Origin of the sequence: Vibrio mediterranei (assembly GCF_900088415.1) — a bacterium.
Taxonomy (GTDB): Bacteria; Pseudomonadota; Gammaproteobacteria; order Enterobacterales; family Vibrionaceae; genus Vibrio; species Vibrio mediterranei.
The window spans coordinates 166,035-180,310 of the sequence record NZ_FLLQ01000007.1 but is presented as its reverse complement, the minus strand read 5'-3'; the positions used below and the strand labels follow the sequence as shown (position 1 = coordinate 180,310).

The following is a 14,276-nucleotide window of genomic DNA, read 5'->3' as shown; positions in this document are numbered from 1 at the left end:
ATTAACCAGGAATCTTCGCAACCATGCGAACAGAGGTGGTAAGTTCTTCGAGTTGAAGCCATGGTCTTAGGTGTGCAATCGCAGAGTAAGCCCCAGGTTTACCCGGCTGTTCAACCACTTCAATACGAGACTCTGCCAGTGGCGTACGAGCTCGAGAATCGTTACCAATCGCGCCGGCGTTGGTGTATTGGTCGATCCAAAGTTGAAGTTCACGTTGAATATCGGGTGCTTCAATGTTTGAACCCAAACGATCACGTCCCATTACTTTCAAATAATGGGCAATTCGACCACTTGCCATGATGTATGGCAGTCGTGCGGAGATAGCAGCGTTAGCCGTAGCATCCGGATCGGTATAGGTTTTCGGTTTTTGGGTAGTTTGCCCGCCGATAAAAACGCCATAGTTGGTGTTCTTGTAATGAACTAGAGGAAGGAAACCAAGGTCGCTGAGTTCTTTCTCTCGTTCGTCGGTGAGATTCACTTCTGTTGGACATTGCTGGACTAAATCGCCAGCCTCAGTCTTGTACGTTAGGTTAGGTAGGTTTTCTACTTTACCGCCGTTATCAAGACCTCGAATAGCAGTACACCAGCCATATGCAGTGAATGCTTGAGTCATCTTAAGACCTAGATCATACGCCGCATTAGACCAGACAAGTTCATCGTTATTCTTCGGATTCGGATTACCATCCATATCCACATCCAGCTCTTCATAAGCAAAGACGTCTGTGCTTAGCCCTTTTTGTCCATATGGCAAGCGTGCCATAGTACGAGGAAGCGTCAGAGTGACATAACGCGCATCATCACTTTCCCTAAACGAGTTCCAAGCCGCGTATGCAGGAGAGTCAAAGCCTGCTGCAACAGGTTTGCCTTCTTCAAATGTAGAGAAGTCATTGAACTCAAACATTTGCGCATTGGCTGCGGCAATGAATGGAGCGTGGCACGCTGCAGCTACTTCGCCCATGTAACGAAGAAGTGCTACATCTTCATCTTTTGCGCTGAACTCATAGTCACCTATGAATGTGCCGTAGGGCTCACCACCTGCTGTACCGTATTCATCTTGATACAGGGCGTTGAAGAGAGGACTGCGGTCGATCGCTGGTGCATCTTCAAATTGTTCGAGCAATTCATCTTGTGAGAAATCAACCATTTTGATTTTCAATGAACGCCCAGTGTCGCTCTCTTTGACGAGTTTTTGTAGACCACGCCAAGAACCTTCAAGCTTTTGAAAGTCGTCTTGTTGCATCACCGCAGAAAGCTGCTTTGATAGCTTCTTGTCGATTTCGCCGATGGCGCTTTCAATAGTTTTAGTTAAGTTTTTATCCCACGTTACGGTGCCTGAAAGTGCCTGTTCAGCAAGTACTGAAAACAGCTCTTTAGTTGTATCCGCAGGAGTTTGTGTTGTGGCTTCAATCGCTCTGTCAAGGAAACTCAGTGAGCCTTCCTCAGCGGACGGTTGGCCTTGTACGTCTGATTCAGTGCTCATTCTTCTGCTCCTTTCTGTTCAATACCAAGTTCTTGAGATAAGGCGTTGATGGTGTCTGCACTTTGCAACACTTCTTTCAATAACTTCTCTAGATCACGAGAGCGATCAGCCTTAGAAAGTAGTACCTTCAACTGATTGCGAGTCTCTACGAGCTTTTTTAAGGGCTCGACTTGGTCAATGATGGCTTCAGGCTCGAAGTCCTTCATAGAATTAAACTTAAGGCTTGCTTCAAATTGACTATCATCTTCGGCAAGAACATTGTCTACTTTCATGGATAACTCAGGACCAACGCGTTTCATAACATGATCGAAGTTATCTTTGTCTAGGTTATAGAATGTGCGATCTTCAACATCTTCTTTGTCTTGTTTATGACCAGAATAATCACCGATTACACCCACAACAAAAGGCAGCTCTTTTGTTTCAACTGCTCCATTGGTTTCTACATCATATGTGATGCTAACGCGGTTCTTACTTACGCGTTTGTGCTGAGAATTTAGTGCCACAACATCTCTCCTTGATTAATTAGCTAGCGGTTGAAGTGACTTTCGCTTCAGTTGCATCAAAGCCGACTTCCGGGCCTTTCTCGATTTTTCCGCCTTCTCCCTCGATATAGTAAGCTTTTGAAATCTCGGTGTAGGTAAGCGCAAAGCTCTCACTTGGTAATGAACCGTTTGTTCCTGTCATTGTGTAGTTAGACATACGTGCGTTTTTCAGCGTTAAGATAAGGTATGGATCAGCACCAGAACCTTCGCGATTTGGTTTAGTCATCACCACTTCAATGGTTTTACCTTCAGCACCTGGTGCATATAAGAAAGTTGTAAGGTAAGGTGAGGCACCATCACAGCCACGACCAATTGTGATTTCCCCCAGAGCCACCATGCCTTGGTCAGCATTGTTGGCGTTACCTACATCAATACCTACGCCACGAACGGCGCTCCAAGAAACATTATCAATGGCAAAGAACCCATCTTTACCACCAATTTTCTCAACGGTTGCTGCACCTTTAGGTTTGGTTCCGTCAATTCTCATAAAAATAGAAGCCATCAGTTTTCTCCTTCGCGTATCGCGTTAAACCGTTACCATTCAAAATCAGAAACGTCTGAATTTGCGGTAGCTTGAGTTACTTCATTGTTGTTGGATTGGTTTGAGGCCGAGGATTCGGCATCATTCGAGTTGCTAGTAGGAGACTCTGTGTACTGCTGAGAGTGACCACCAGACTGAGTTGATAGTGAACTGTTTTCCATGTTTATAGGAGCGTCATTCATTCCAATCAGTGAATCGATTTGATTAAGTGCATTGGAATTATTTCCTACCAGAATTTTCATCAATTCTGGTAAGGGTAGTTGTCCCCAAACAATTGCCCGTTCAAGTAGGTAACTAGTTGGGTTATGTGGTTCAGTTTGCTTAAAGAAGTCCGCTAGAGTTCTCAATTGATTATAAGCGGCGTCTCTTGTGAGAGGCTGTGTAGAGATAGTTGAAACTGTCGCTGAAATAGGGGGTGTAGATTCCGATGCTTTATTAGGCGTCGCATCGGGAATACTAACGGTATCTGGATTAGAACTGACCGAGTCTATATTATCGTGAGCGTCTGACTGCTCAGAGTTATCTGGTTGAGATTGAGTCTCGCCAGAAGCTGCTTCAGTGTTCATATCGTCTAGAGGCCACTGACTATATTGGTTACCGATTAATGTTCGCAGTGCCGTTAAATGGCTTTCGAAGATTTCACGGACGAATTTAAAGCTGAGCGCTTGGACGTCATGGCTTTGGCAACGTTCTGCAAGCACAGTTTCTACCTGATTTACCTGCTCTACCAATTGCCCTAAGCCGAGAATCAAGTCGGTACATTCAAGGCTAAAAGCGTCGTTAGCTTCGTTTTGCAGATCACTCAATGTGCCGCTGCGTTCTGCTTGGAAATAGCGAGAATAAGTGATGTTACCAACAAGAGGAATGAACTGTGTGGGCATAAAGAGCGCGGAGGCCTCGGGTGCGTCACCGATGAACTGCGATAACGGTTTGATGCGAAACTCCACCAGTTCTTTTTGTTTTCCAGACTCATCCGTCGCCTTGACCTTGTTGTCAGGCAGTGTTGGATGCAAGGTATCCCAGAAGTTGTCAATGTAGTTTTGAAGAAGCTTAAAACCTTCAATCAGCTTCGGTATAGGTTCTCGGTCAAATGACAAGCTAGTTATGTACCAGCTCCAAAGTTCCGTATCTTTTGTTTTCGAACCGAGTGCTTCGTTGAGCTGTTCTCTAAACTGCTGCCAGTTTTGTTCATTGAGTTCAGACTTTTCTTCGTCAGCAAATGCATCTGGAGCTTCTAACATTTGTCTAAAGGAAGAAAGGGCGGTGTTATATCCATTTCTTATCGCTCTATATTCGCCGCGATCAAGCTTTAAGTATTGTCCACTGGGAGCGTCTTCCGATAGAGCGCCTGATAGGTCATCGAAACTGTACATACCATTCCTTGGTTTATTTCATTTATGCATATCAAAGCAATTAACAAAACTATTTACTTTTTAAAGTGTCAATAGCTTAACAACATGATTACATTGCTTTAATATTAGAAGCGTTTTTCAGAAAGTCTCGGAAATTTGTGAAATTTCGTCATTTTTTTACTTTTCGGTAGGAATATTGGAACGACGTCACACGCGAACGCTAATTAACTATAATAAAATTAGGGGTTTATCCCCCTATTAGGACTGTGGGCATTCCCGCAACAATGGTACCTCCGTGTGCTGTTGTGTCACCTAATCTAGCTGCTGGCCGATTGCAAATAAGCACTGTCGCACTGCCCTTAATTATGCTGTCCGGTGGCCCTACGCATGTGCACATGTCTCCCATGACTGACGCAGGCATGTTCCCGATTAAAACGGTTGGTACTCCTGGCCCAATAATAGGCCCTCCTACGTGCGGAATAGGGGGCACTGCTGGTGTTTGCATTGGGCAGACATGCATGTCTGTTGAACGAGCTGCTGGCAAAGTCATGACTTTCCTAAGCCTCCATGAGCTATATTGAGAGCGACTGCGATGGATTGTTGATAATAGTCGGCATGCTTGTCCCATTCAGGTATCGCAGCGGCGGTGTTAATGGCCCCAGCGCAGGCTTTGGCGTATAGCTTGGGGTCGGGGAGTACACTGGGGAGTTCAGGTGACACAATACTACCAGCACCGTTCCAAAATACAGCTTGTGCTAACCATGATGGTGCGCACTTTAACTTTAATCGAGTTGCATAGAGTTCGCAGCGCCGCCTTCCCTCTTCACTTGGTTCAAATACCCATTGTTTGCAGCTTGCAAGGCAAGTCTGTTGTGTTTTGTTCCAGTCCGGCATCCGAATCTCAAGGCATAAGTAAGCCCAAAGGATGGCTTCCCTTACCGGTAAAGCGTGTGCAAGAAATTGAACCAGATCGAAATAGAGCTCTTTCTCTTGCAATGTCGCTATAAAATCTTCAATGCTCTGTGACTGAGCTAGTATCTCAGTGAGATCCTCTGAAGCACTAAACAATGGCGTGATTTGCTCAGGGTTTACGTAGGGTATCTTTCGATACTGAAGTTGTTGAGTCATCATTAATTTACCTTCACTATAGCGCCTTTGACTTCAGACATGACAGCACCATTAATGGATGCTTTCAGGTTTGACTTGAGATCGGCTGAGAGCTTTCCTTGAGCGGTTAAAGTCGTCTGGGCGTCTAATGTCAAGCTTGTCCCTTTTATAGTTCCACTTCCCGAGGCGTCTACCGTTACAGACGCAGCGGATAATTTGGCAGATGTTGAGCCTTTGGCATCCAACGTCATGCCCTGAAGTTTAAGTGCGTTAGAGGCTTTAATTTCGATTGCACCAGATTCAATCTTGATAGAGGAAGAGCTGATGGTGATTTTGCTTGAGCCTACTTTTAGCTCTAGAGAGTCTTCGCCCTCAATGCTGACGGTCTTGGCTTTGCCGCTAAACGCTTTAGTAACGCTCATCGTCATCGCATCCTCAGCGGTATAGGTAATAGCTTTGGTCGCTTTATAGGCGACTTCACCTTTGATGGTCGTGGTGACGTTGTTTTCTACTTCTAAGGTAAAGTCCTTAGCGGCATGTTGATAAAACAGTTCGTTATCTTTTTTATCATCGAAGTACCACTCATTACTCTGACCTTTAAGCATGGTTTTAATACCAGTTTGAGTAGAGTTTGCTGTCTTATATGGAGGAGCATTCTGACTATTGTATACCGAGCCAGTAATAATTGGCTTATCCGCGTCGCCATTAATGAAAGTGACAAGCACTTCTTGGCCAACTCGTGGGATAAACTGTGTCCCGTAACCTTTCCCCGCCATTAGTTGAGCAACGCGAACATAGCAACTGGTATCATCGCCGCTCGTTTCGTTGTCCCACAAAAATTGGATTTTTACTCTCCCCTGGTCATCCTGACTAATATCACCACTTGTTTTTCCTGCAACTACGGCGTTGTGAACGCCTTGAATTGAAGGTTTGTCAATGACGGTTGGCAAATAGGGAGTGGAATTGGGCACTACAGTGATTTGAGTTTGGCAATTCGATTGACCGCTTGACTGGCCATCATATTGAACGGTTTGCGAGACTACTAAGTATTCACCCAACTGTGCATTGTCTGTGTGACTGGCTAGTGAAAAGTATTGCCCCACATAAAATGCGTCTATATCACTGGATGCCTGTATTGTACTGTACTGGCTTTCTATCGCTTCCACACGACGTTTGACCAGAGTGGACAGATCGGTCATGTCTCCAGAAACGCTATCGTTAGAAAAATGTGTTGCGGCTAGTTTAGTGTTATTGGCGATTTTATTGCTCGATTTACTTGCTTTACTGGAGAGCAACTTAGATTGACTGTAGTCGTAATCAGTGAGCTCCAAACTCGTTCCGTGAAACTGAAGGTCAGAATGCCAAGATTGAATGAGTGGGTTGCTACCAGAGGGTAGGTTAGCCATATCGAACTTATTGATATCCGCTTTGCTGTATGGTTTCTCCGCGTCTTGTAAGATCAGTTTATGGCTGCTTGATGTGTGTTCAAAGTGAAATTGAATTCCTTCTTGAGCAAGCAACCGACAGACAAAGTCATAATCCGTTTCATTGAACTGTATGCAGTACTCACGTTTGGTACTTGGTAGAGATTTGGCTGTAAATAGGCTTGAGAAACCGGCATCACTAAACACAGAAGAAACGATATCTTTGGTTGATTGGTTTTGGAAAACACGGCTTTTCTTAGAAAAGTTAAGTAACCATAGCCAAGGCCGTAAAGTGATGTTGTAAAACGCATATTGCTGAGTTTCATCGAAACCCGTGCAAACGATCTTTGCGATGTAGCCATGAAAGCTACGCACTAGGCTTTGTGAGCCTGACTCAAAAGTATAGCGATTAAGCGTCATTGTCTGACCGAGTTGATCAGAGGCAGAGAGCCCTTTTGCGACCAGTTGTAGATTGATCTCAAAAGGTTCAAAGAACCGCTCTTGAATTGTCGCATGAGTTACTAGGTACTCATTGTTCTTATAATCTTTGGCAGTGAACTCACTGGTCGATGCCAAGTATAGATCGGCCATTCTGTCTTCCTTGAACTAAGCCTTTGATAATATTCTAAGATTAGCACTAGATACTAAACAGTATAGGCAGTTAAGGAAGAATGTGAGCAATATCAAAGCACAGTATCGAGTTACTGTGCTTTGGGAGTGTAGCGAAAAGGGGCTTTAAGAGGCAGAAATGGTACGTCGGTTTTTCTGGGTAGACAGGGTGAGTAATCCTATACACAAGAGCGCAATGATAATCCCGATTAATGACAAGGTGAATACTGATGCGTAGCCGAATTTATCAATGGATAAGCCAGCAAGCATTGCGCCGACACCAAAACCGCCTGCCATACATAACATCAAAAGACCCTGAGTTAACGCTGGAGAATTGGGACTCAAACGACCTGCGATGGATGGAATGATCATGTCATTCCAAGACATTGCTTGCATGAGTAACACTAACAGTGCAATAGGCACGAAAGCCTGAACATCATTTCCAGCGGTTAACCAAAATAGAGTGCCGACTATTAAATAAATCACTTGAGCGGCATACCAAACTTTAAATGGCCCGCTTCTTTGCATCCATCTTCCGGCCGATTCGAGCATAAAAATGCTGATAATGGCAGAGATAGCCATACCAAGTGCGGAGTTGCCGATATTGACTTGATAAACTTCTTTGATTAGCAAAGGACCAAGTTCCATCAGGTTAGAAGAGAGAAACATTGAGAAGAAGACTGCCAACAAAAAGAGAAACCAAGGTGCTGCACCTTGTTGTGAAGTGGTTTCATTACCTAATTTCTTCTCAGCACCCTCAAAGTAGGATTTATCCGTTTCAATGGATGGAGGAGGGCAAACAGAAACCAAACAAAGCACGATGATGACCAAAGACATAAGTATAAGCAGCTGATCGTCACTTGGCACATTGTAGAAGTCAGCAATAGAAATAAGTAAACCAGTCACAACAACACCAAAGAACTGACATTGATATAAGCTGGCTAGACCCCGGCCTTCATCATTTTGGTTTTTGCTAGACGCGATTACAAAGGTCGGATTCAGTACTAACAATGCGACACTACCAATGCCTATCAGAATACCTACTGTCCAGTAGATCGCTGCGGTTGTCTCAGCGAAGTAAAGAATTAACAGAGCAATAAAATGAATAAACAAGGCCATTCGTTGTAGTAGACGATGACAACAATAACGATCGGCCATCCCACCAATCAACGGTGCTAATAAACCGGCACCTCCAATGAGTGCCATGACTTGGCCTAGTAGTGCGCCACTAGATGTTCTTTCAATGATGATTGGGTTGAGAAGAATCGCAATACCAACCCATTGGACGATACCAAGAGAAGCTTGTGCGAAATGCCACAGTCGAATGCCATTCATGAGTGAGAACCTCTATTAATAATTTACTCATGAATTTTCAAGGAATTGGAAAGAGAAACAAGTAACATACTCCCCGTTACCTTCTCACAATCGAATAATTACGCCCCGTCTTCTAATGACATCAAATGATGAAAGACCAAAAAGTGGTGCTTTCATCATTTGAAATTATGTTTTTAGCTTCTGCCTAACATACGTGAGAGTGTGCCATCTTTATCAACGAGTTGGTGTTTTAGGGCTGCCAGAACGTGCAATACAAGTATAGCGATTACAATGTTCACCGATGAGAAGTGAATGGTAGAGCTAATTTGTTGTAGCCATTCGATTTTCTCTCCTGCTGAGATAAGACTTATGCCAAAAAACTCGACCGAACGTCCTCCTCCGATACTCATAGTGATTCCAGATAGCGGCATCATTATTGTAGCTAAAAGCAAAAACCAGTGAACAAAGTGGGCAGATTTCTCTTGCCACGCAGGTAGCTGTTTGATGGAACCGATCATGCCTTCTTTCAGGCGCCAAACTAGCCTGATTGAAGCTGCAAACATCACAAGTACTCCGAGTGATTTATGAAGATTCCTTAGCTCATTTTTGTCTGGGCCATTGGCCATATCGCCGAGATAAAGTCCTATGGCAAGCGTCGCTATAAAGAAAACAGCAGTTAGCCAATGAAACACCATGGTAGGTTTACTAAGTTTGTTGTTGAGCATATTAGTCCATATTTTTGTTGTGGGCTTATGGCGATAATTATTCCTTATGCTCTTTTTTTGTTCTAGATGCATATGTGTAAAGTTAAGTAAAGATAAGAATACTTATCATCTGGAGTTTTGAGCTTGTTAGATACATCGGTTTTTATTTGAAAGTGTTTCAAGTCTTTGGTGGTTTTTAGCTTCCTTCTCTCAACCTATAGTTAAGTCATTGAGCAAGAACACTTGCAGCTAGACACTATAGAGGAACACGTTATGACAACAATGATGAAAGCAATCGGTTTTAGTGAATCAAAAACTATCGATGATGAAAACAGCTTGTATGAGTTTGAAATGGCTATGCCTGAAATCGGCGAATTTGACCTACTTGTAAAAGTTGCGGCCATTTCCGTTAACCCTGCAGATGCAAAAATACGTGTTCGTTCAGCAGTGAATAAAACATTAGAAAGTCCACGTGTTCTGGGTTTTGATGCTGTGGGAGAAGTGGTATCAGTGGGCAGTAAGGTTACCAGCTTCACTGAGGGCGATCGAGTGTACTATGCTGGTGATGTCACTCGCCCAGGCACCAATGCACAATATCATGCTGTTGATTCTAGAATTGTCGCGAGAGCTCCAAAAGGACTCACTGACGCAGAAGCGGCTGTAGTCCCGTTGACTGCATTAACGGGATGGGAGGCTCTGTTTGATCGTCTTCGTGTAGACCCGTCAGAGCGTAAAACGCTATTAATTATCGGTGGTGCTGGTGGTGTCGGCTCTATTACTACTCAAATTGCAAAACAGCTCACTAACCTAACGGTTATTGCGACAGCATCACGCCCAGAGACCGAAGCTTGGGTAAAAGAGATGGGCGCAGACTATGTGGCCAATCATAGAAACTTGGTCGAATCTGTTCATGACTTGGGGTTTGAGACGGTAGATTATATTTTCAATGTCGCTGACACGGTTGGTCATTGGGATGCGATGGCAGAACTTATTGCACCTCAAGGTATGATCGGTTCAATCGTTGAGTTTGATAGCGGTATTGATCTTAGTAAGCTTCAAGGTAAGTCAGTCGGTTTTGTTTGGGAGCTTATGTTCACACGCTCAATATACAAAACACAGGATATGTACAAACAAGGTGATATCTTAAAACAAGTCGCTAATCTTATTGACTCTGGACGAATTCAATCAACCTTGACCAAAGAGATCAATGGCTTCAATGCAGAGTCATTAAAGCAAGGGCACCGATTGATGGAAAGTGGCGCTATGATCGGTAAGCTTGCCATCAACTTTGATTAAACAATCAGCATGTTAGTTAAAAATACCTCTTCTTTTATGAGTCGAGGTATTTTTTGTATATGATGGAAAAGATTGTAGTGAATATGGTGAAAGTAACATGAAAGCACTGAACGAACTGACTTTGTTTGCCGAAACGGCCAAACAAGGTAGTTTTTCTAAAGTAGCGAATCAAATGGATATGACGCCTGCAGCCGTTAGTGCATCAATAAAGCGTTTAGAAGAGCAAGTTGGCTTCCCGCTGTTTGTTCGAACAACACGAAGATTGAGCTTAACTGGAGAGGGAGAACTATTCCTAGCCAAAGTTAATTGTGCTCTTGCAACTTTGAATGAAGGTGTCGAGGAGATCGCAAATGCTCGTGGCGCGCTAACAGGTAACATTTATGTGTCTGCACCGTCTGACTTTGGGCGAAACTTACTGCTTGATTGGATTAATGAGTTCACTGACTTACATGAAAACGTCACGGTTCGTCTTGAGTTATCTGATCAGTTGGTAGATATGTATAGCAAACCAATTGATGTTGCTATTCGATATGGCGAGCTTCCAGATTCAAATATGGTGGCAATACCGTTATGTCCACAGAATGTTCGAGTACTTTGTGCTAGCCCTGACTACATTCGTCATCACTCACCAGTGTTACACCCAAACGATTTGAATCAACATAACTGCATAAGCTTTATGGTCGCGGGTTCGGTACATAATCATTGGCCGTTATCCTACGATTCTCAACAAGTCGTTGTAGAAACCAAAGGAGCAATATCAGCTAATGATGGTGATGTCGTGAGGCGTTTAGGGTTAAAAGGCAGAGGAATCGTCAATAAGTCGTTAATCGACGCTAGTCAGGACATTATTGAGGGGAAGCTGAGAAAAGTTCTGCCTGACTGGCAAGGTGAGTCGGTGCCGCTGTATATGGTGTGTGCTGATAAAAGGCAGTTAAGACCAATTATTCGAGAGTTCCAAAAGTTCTTGAAAGAGAAGTGTCAAAGTCAGTTTGATAAGGTCAGTCACATTTTAAATAACTAGCCCTAATCGTATAAGGCTAGTTATTGTTTACCTCGTTTAAATAGCTAACATTCACTGAACAAGTAGTCTGAGCTGTGTCTCGACTTTGGCAGTTTTGCATTGAAATCCTGCTCACTATGTTTTCCGAGCGGTACGATAACTGAGCTACGGTATCCTTGCGCGGCTAAGTTGAACTCTTTATCAAGAACAGCACTGTCAAACCCTTCGATAGGCACGGCATCAATGCCTAGAGTCGAAGCGCCAAGTAGGAGCGTGCCTACATTCAGGTACACTTGCTTCTCCATCCAATGCTGAGCATCTTTCAAGTTGGAGCGGTGCATATCAACGAAGTAGTGTCGTCCATTCCGTTGTCCTTGTTTTGCATCTGGAGTAGCAAACCGGCCGTCCTTTTCTTCATTTTCTAGCAACAACTGTAAGTAGTTGTCATCAATTTCTGTTTTTGTACAGAATACGATGACATGAGAGGCGTTAAGCACTTTGGGAGCATTGAAACTGTAGCGGTCTTGTGTGGCAGTAGCAACACGCTGTTTGGCCTCGTCAGTACTGGCAATGATAAAGTGCCATGGTTGAGAGTTCACGCTGGATGGACTGAATCGAAGGAGTGTTTTAATCGCATCTATCTGCTGGAAAGATAGCTTAAAAGATGGGTCGAATGCTTTGGTTGAATAGCGGTTTTTAGCGTTGTCAGCAATGTTCATAAACGTGTCTCTACTTAACGGGTGTTACCCCGAGGATAGCGAAACCAGCCGCAAGTAAAAACACCGTGGAGTTTGATGCAGTTTCAAATATTCTTTGAAGATACTAGAACTTAGATTACCCATACAATGTGCGGAAAAGGTTGAAGTTTGATTAGATTCATCTAACTTTATCTAAGGTAAGTAAGAGGAAATAATATGAAAAAGAATAGCTTAAAATGCCTTGCTGGTCTTATTGCGGTATCTACGCTGGTATTAGCCGGATGTTCAAGCAGTGACCAGGTTAACAAAGAGCAACCTATCGGGATGGCCAATCCAGCCGCGGTCTATTGCGAAGAGCATGGTACTTATGACCTTCAAACTGGTCAATGTACGTTAAAGTCGGGTGAGGCTGTTGATGCTTGGGATTATTATCGAGAAAATCATAAGGAAATGCCAAACGAGGCGGCGAGATATTGTGAATCGACAGGTGGCGTCTATATGCAAGATTCGAGCAAATGTGCGCTCCCAGACGGTAAAGTTATGGATGCAGAAAGCTACTTCAGAGATCATCAATCTACGAGCAGCTAAGTTCGTATTGCTGCCAACAACAAGGACGGTATAGTGCAAAAGAGTAAAGTAACAGGTTTTTTCGTTTTCATTATTGCACTCGTCACGGTTGGTTGTAGTAATCAGATTATCCAACAAGAGCCCGAAATGTATACCAGTTCGGGCTCTATTGCTCCTTATACACAATCTAGTTTTGAACAATATGTCGATGAGACTAGAGCTTGGCTTGATGAGACTAGAGTATTTCATGGAGCCGGTTACCAAGTCGAAATGGATGTTGTTAGCCCTTACAGGTTGCTACCTGATAATCCTAATGGGGAAGGTATATTACTGGTCCATGGACTGGGAGACTCGCCTTACTCCTTTGTCGACATTGCACCTTACTTAGCAAAACATGGTTATTTAGTTCATGTCATGCTGTTACCGGGTCACGGTTCTCGACCGGCTGATCTAATGAATCCAACCAATGAAGACTGGCGTTTGGCGGTGGAACATCAAGTCAACTTGCTGCGTGATGATGTCGACAAAATATGGTTAGGCGGTTTTTCAACAGGCACCAATTTGGTGACTGAATACGCTTTAGCTCATCCTAAAGCAATTCAAGGGCTTGTGCTATTTTCGCCAGCGTTTGCGCCAAAAGACCCACTCGTTTCAATGGCGAGTTTTGCGCGTCATTTTGTCGATTGGGTAAGTCTCGAGAAAGAGCAGAACTTTACTCGCTATGATTCATTGGCAATGAATGGGGCAGCACTGTACTATCAAACTGCGGTTGATGTTCAAGACGCGCTAAAAGAAAAAACTTTTGAATTGCCAGCCCTACTGTTAGTGACGGAAACAGATGAGTTAATAAACTCTAAAGTTATATACGATCTCTTTAAAACCCGCTTTCGTAACGAAAATAGTTCACTTATTTGGTTTGGTGAACAGAACTACTCAGATTCGCGCTTCGTGCAATTTAGTATGAAACTGCCAGATTCTAACATACAGAGTGGTTCACACATTTCTGTCTTGTATCGTGATGATAATATCTTGTATGGACGTAGAGGGTGGATGAGACAATGCGGTGGTTCTCAAGAAGGAGAGGTCTATATGGTCGATTGCGCTAAGATGCCAACCTTGTCTTATTCAGCTTGGGGATTGTTTGATGAAGATACCATCAGTGCTAGATTGAGTTGGAATCCTTACTTTGAACCTATGATGGTGCGAGTTATCGAATTTATGGCTCAAAGATAGTGATATTTATAGATCTATTTTTATTAATGTCTCGAAGTGCTTTTATTAACTAGTACGCTGTGTTGATCGTCGTCAAAAATAATCTTTATTAAACAGCTGTATATCCTTCATAATCAACTTTTTTGTTAGCGACTTCTCAAATTATATTCTATAGTGATGACATGTACGGTTAATTATAGATAATTAACTTAGTTACTTTGGAATATACCTCACTCAGCAAGGTATTGAACATCTCAAGTAGGTAAACAAATGGAAAAGTTCAACATCACAAGTATCTGGATTACTCTAGATTACAAAATCGCTTTCTTCTTCCCTTCGAGATAACCCTGTCTCTCGCACTGTCCAGTGCGCATAGCCTATGTACAGCTATCCCTAATGAATCAATATGCAAGAACGTGCATTATTGTCG

The 14,276-nt window shown here is 43.3% G+C and carries 15 protein-coding genes; 5 read left to right on the top strand and 10 right to left on the bottom strand.

The window, feature by feature from the left end:
* Position 1: 1 nt before the first annotated feature.
* The 9 genes from tssC to VME0621_RS19515 form a co-directional block, all read right to left on the bottom strand.
* A complete protein-coding gene (tssC, locus tag VME0621_RS19555; RefSeq protein ID WP_006070758.1) occupies positions 2 to 1,480 on the bottom strand; it encodes a type VI secretion system contractile sheath large subunit in 1,479 nt (492 codons plus the stop codon).
* Positions 1,477 to 1,983, bottom strand: a complete 507-nt coding sequence (gene tssB, locus VME0621_RS19550; RefSeq protein ID WP_006070757.1) for a type VI secretion system contractile sheath small subunit — start codon at positions 1,981 to 1,983, stop codon at positions 1,477 to 1,479. The genes tssC and tssB overlap by 4 nt, the downstream gene beginning before the upstream one ends.
* A gap of 19 nt (positions 1,984 to 2,002) precedes the next feature.
* The gene (locus VME0621_RS19545; protein WP_006070756.1) at positions 2,003 to 2,524 is read right to left on the bottom strand and encodes a type VI secretion system tube protein Hcp; all 522 of its coding nucleotides are present in this window, start codon (positions 2,522 to 2,524) and stop codon (positions 2,003 to 2,005) included.
* A gap of 32 nt (positions 2,525 to 2,556) precedes the next feature.
* Entirely contained in the window at positions 2,557 to 3,936 is a 1,380-nt protein-coding gene (locus VME0621_RS19540; RefSeq protein WP_062459483.1) for a type VI secretion system protein TssA, read from the bottom strand.
* Between the two features lie 226 nt (positions 3,937 to 4,162).
* Positions 4,163 to 4,465, bottom strand: coding sequence for a PAAR domain-containing protein (locus VME0621_RS19535; protein WP_038230304.1), 303 nt, complete (start codon positions 4,463 to 4,465; stop codon positions 4,163 to 4,165).
* Complete coding sequence (locus tag VME0621_RS19530) at positions 4,462 to 5,046, bottom strand: DUF6931 family protein (RefSeq protein ID WP_062459486.1); 585 nt, start codon at positions 5,044 to 5,046, stop codon at positions 4,462 to 4,464. Before VME0621_RS19530 ends, VME0621_RS19535 begins: the two co-directional genes overlap by 4 nt.
* Positions 5,046 to 7,037, bottom strand: coding sequence for a type VI secretion system Vgr family protein (locus VME0621_RS19525; protein WP_062459489.1), 1,992 nt, complete (start codon positions 7,035 to 7,037; stop codon positions 5,046 to 5,048). Before VME0621_RS19525 ends, VME0621_RS19530 begins: the two co-directional genes overlap by 1 nt.
* 144 nt (positions 7,038 to 7,181) lie before the next feature.
* Entirely contained in the window at positions 7,182 to 8,390 is a 1,209-nt protein-coding gene (locus tag VME0621_RS19520) for an MFS transporter (protein WP_006070751.1), read from the bottom strand.
* 173 nt (positions 8,391 to 8,563) lie between these two features.
* Positions 8,564 to 9,094: a cytochrome b gene (locus tag VME0621_RS19515; protein WP_006070750.1), complete on the bottom strand. Its 531-nt coding sequence runs from the start codon at positions 9,092 to 9,094 to the stop codon at positions 8,564 to 8,566.
* 252 nt (positions 9,095 to 9,346) lie between these two features.
* Here VME0621_RS19515 and VME0621_RS19510 point away from each other — a divergent pair, with 252 nt between their 5' ends.
* Positions 9,347 to 10,369 carry a zinc-binding alcohol dehydrogenase family protein gene (locus tag VME0621_RS19510; protein WP_062459492.1) on the top strand — a complete coding sequence of 341 codons (1,023 nt, stop codon included), beginning with the start codon at positions 9,347 to 9,349 and terminating at the stop codon, positions 10,367 to 10,369.
* 97 nt (positions 10,370 to 10,466) lie between these two features.
* Positions 10,467 to 11,390: a LysR family transcriptional regulator gene (locus VME0621_RS19505; RefSeq protein WP_062459495.1), complete on the top strand. Its 924-nt coding sequence runs from the start codon at positions 10,467 to 10,469 to the stop codon at positions 11,388 to 11,390.
* Positions 11,391 to 11,434: 44 nt separating this feature from the next.
* Here VME0621_RS19505 and nfsB read toward each other — a convergent pair whose 3' ends face one another.
* On the bottom strand, positions 11,435 to 12,088 hold the full coding sequence (gene nfsB / locus VME0621_RS19500; protein WP_062459498.1) for an oxygen-insensitive NAD(P)H nitroreductase: 654 nt from the start codon (positions 12,086 to 12,088) through the stop codon (positions 11,435 to 11,437).
* 195 nt (positions 12,089 to 12,283) lie between these two features.
* Here nfsB and VME0621_RS19495 point away from each other — a divergent pair, with 195 nt between their 5' ends.
* From VME0621_RS19495 to tnaC, 3 genes are all read left to right on the top strand, one after another.
* Positions 12,284 to 12,655: a DUF333 domain-containing protein gene (locus VME0621_RS19495; RefSeq protein ID WP_038230315.1), complete on the top strand. Its 372-nt coding sequence runs from the start codon at positions 12,284 to 12,286 to the stop codon at positions 12,653 to 12,655.
* Positions 12,656 to 12,688: 33 nt separating this feature from the next.
* Entirely contained in the window at positions 12,689 to 13,867 is a 1,179-nt protein-coding gene (locus VME0621_RS19490) for an alpha/beta fold hydrolase (protein WP_062459501.1), read from the top strand.
* Between the two features lie 249 nt (positions 13,868 to 14,116).
* Positions 14,117 to 14,191 carry a tryptophanase leader peptide gene (gene tnaC / locus VME0621_RS27075; protein WP_081411542.1) on the top strand — a complete coding sequence of 25 codons (75 nt, stop codon included), beginning with the start codon at positions 14,117 to 14,119 and terminating at the stop codon, positions 14,189 to 14,191.
* The last annotated feature ends 85 nt before the right edge of the window (positions 14,192 to 14,276 follow it).

What these genes read in the sequence shown, in the direction of transcription:
- tssC (WP_006070758.1), bottom strand. Translation starts at nt 1,480, where the DNA reads ATGAGCACTGAATCAGACGTACAAGGCCAACCGTCCGCTGAGGAAGGC.
- VME0621_RS19545 (WP_006070756.1), bottom strand. Translation starts at nt 2,524, where the DNA reads ATGGCTTCTATTTTTATGAGAATTGACGGAACCAAACCTAAAGGTGCA.
- VME0621_RS19540 (WP_062459483.1), bottom strand. Translation starts at nt 3,936, where the DNA reads ATGTACAGTTTCGATGACCTATCAGGCGCTCTATCGGAAGACGCTCCC.
- VME0621_RS19535 (WP_038230304.1), bottom strand. Translation starts at nt 4,465, where the DNA reads ATGACTTTGCCAGCAGCTCGTTCAACAGACATGCATGTCTGCCCAATG.
- VME0621_RS19530 (WP_062459486.1), bottom strand. Translation starts at nt 5,046, where the DNA reads ATGATGACTCAACAACTTCAGTATCGAAAGATACCCTACGTAAACCCT.
- VME0621_RS19525 (WP_062459489.1), bottom strand. Translation starts at nt 7,037, where the DNA reads ATGGCCGATCTATACTTGGCATCGACCAGTGAGTTCACTGCCAAAGAT.
- VME0621_RS19520 (WP_006070751.1), bottom strand. Translation starts at nt 8,390, where the DNA reads ATGAATGGCATTCGACTGTGGCATTTCGCACAAGCTTCTCTTGGTATC.
- VME0621_RS19515 (WP_006070750.1), bottom strand. Translation starts at nt 9,094, where the DNA reads ATGCTCAACAACAAACTTAGTAAACCTACCATGGTGTTTCATTGGCTA.
- VME0621_RS19510 (WP_062459492.1), top strand. Translation starts at nt 9,347, where the DNA reads ATGACAACAATGATGAAAGCAATCGGTTTTAGTGAATCAAAAACTATC.
- VME0621_RS19505 (WP_062459495.1), top strand. Translation starts at nt 10,467, where the DNA reads ATGAAAGCACTGAACGAACTGACTTTGTTTGCCGAAACGGCCAAACAA.
- nfsB (WP_062459498.1), bottom strand. Translation starts at nt 12,088, where the DNA reads ATGAACATTGCTGACAACGCTAAAAACCGCTATTCAACCAAAGCATTC.
- VME0621_RS19495 (WP_038230315.1), top strand. Translation starts at nt 12,284, where the DNA reads ATGAAAAAGAATAGCTTAAAATGCCTTGCTGGTCTTATTGCGGTATCT.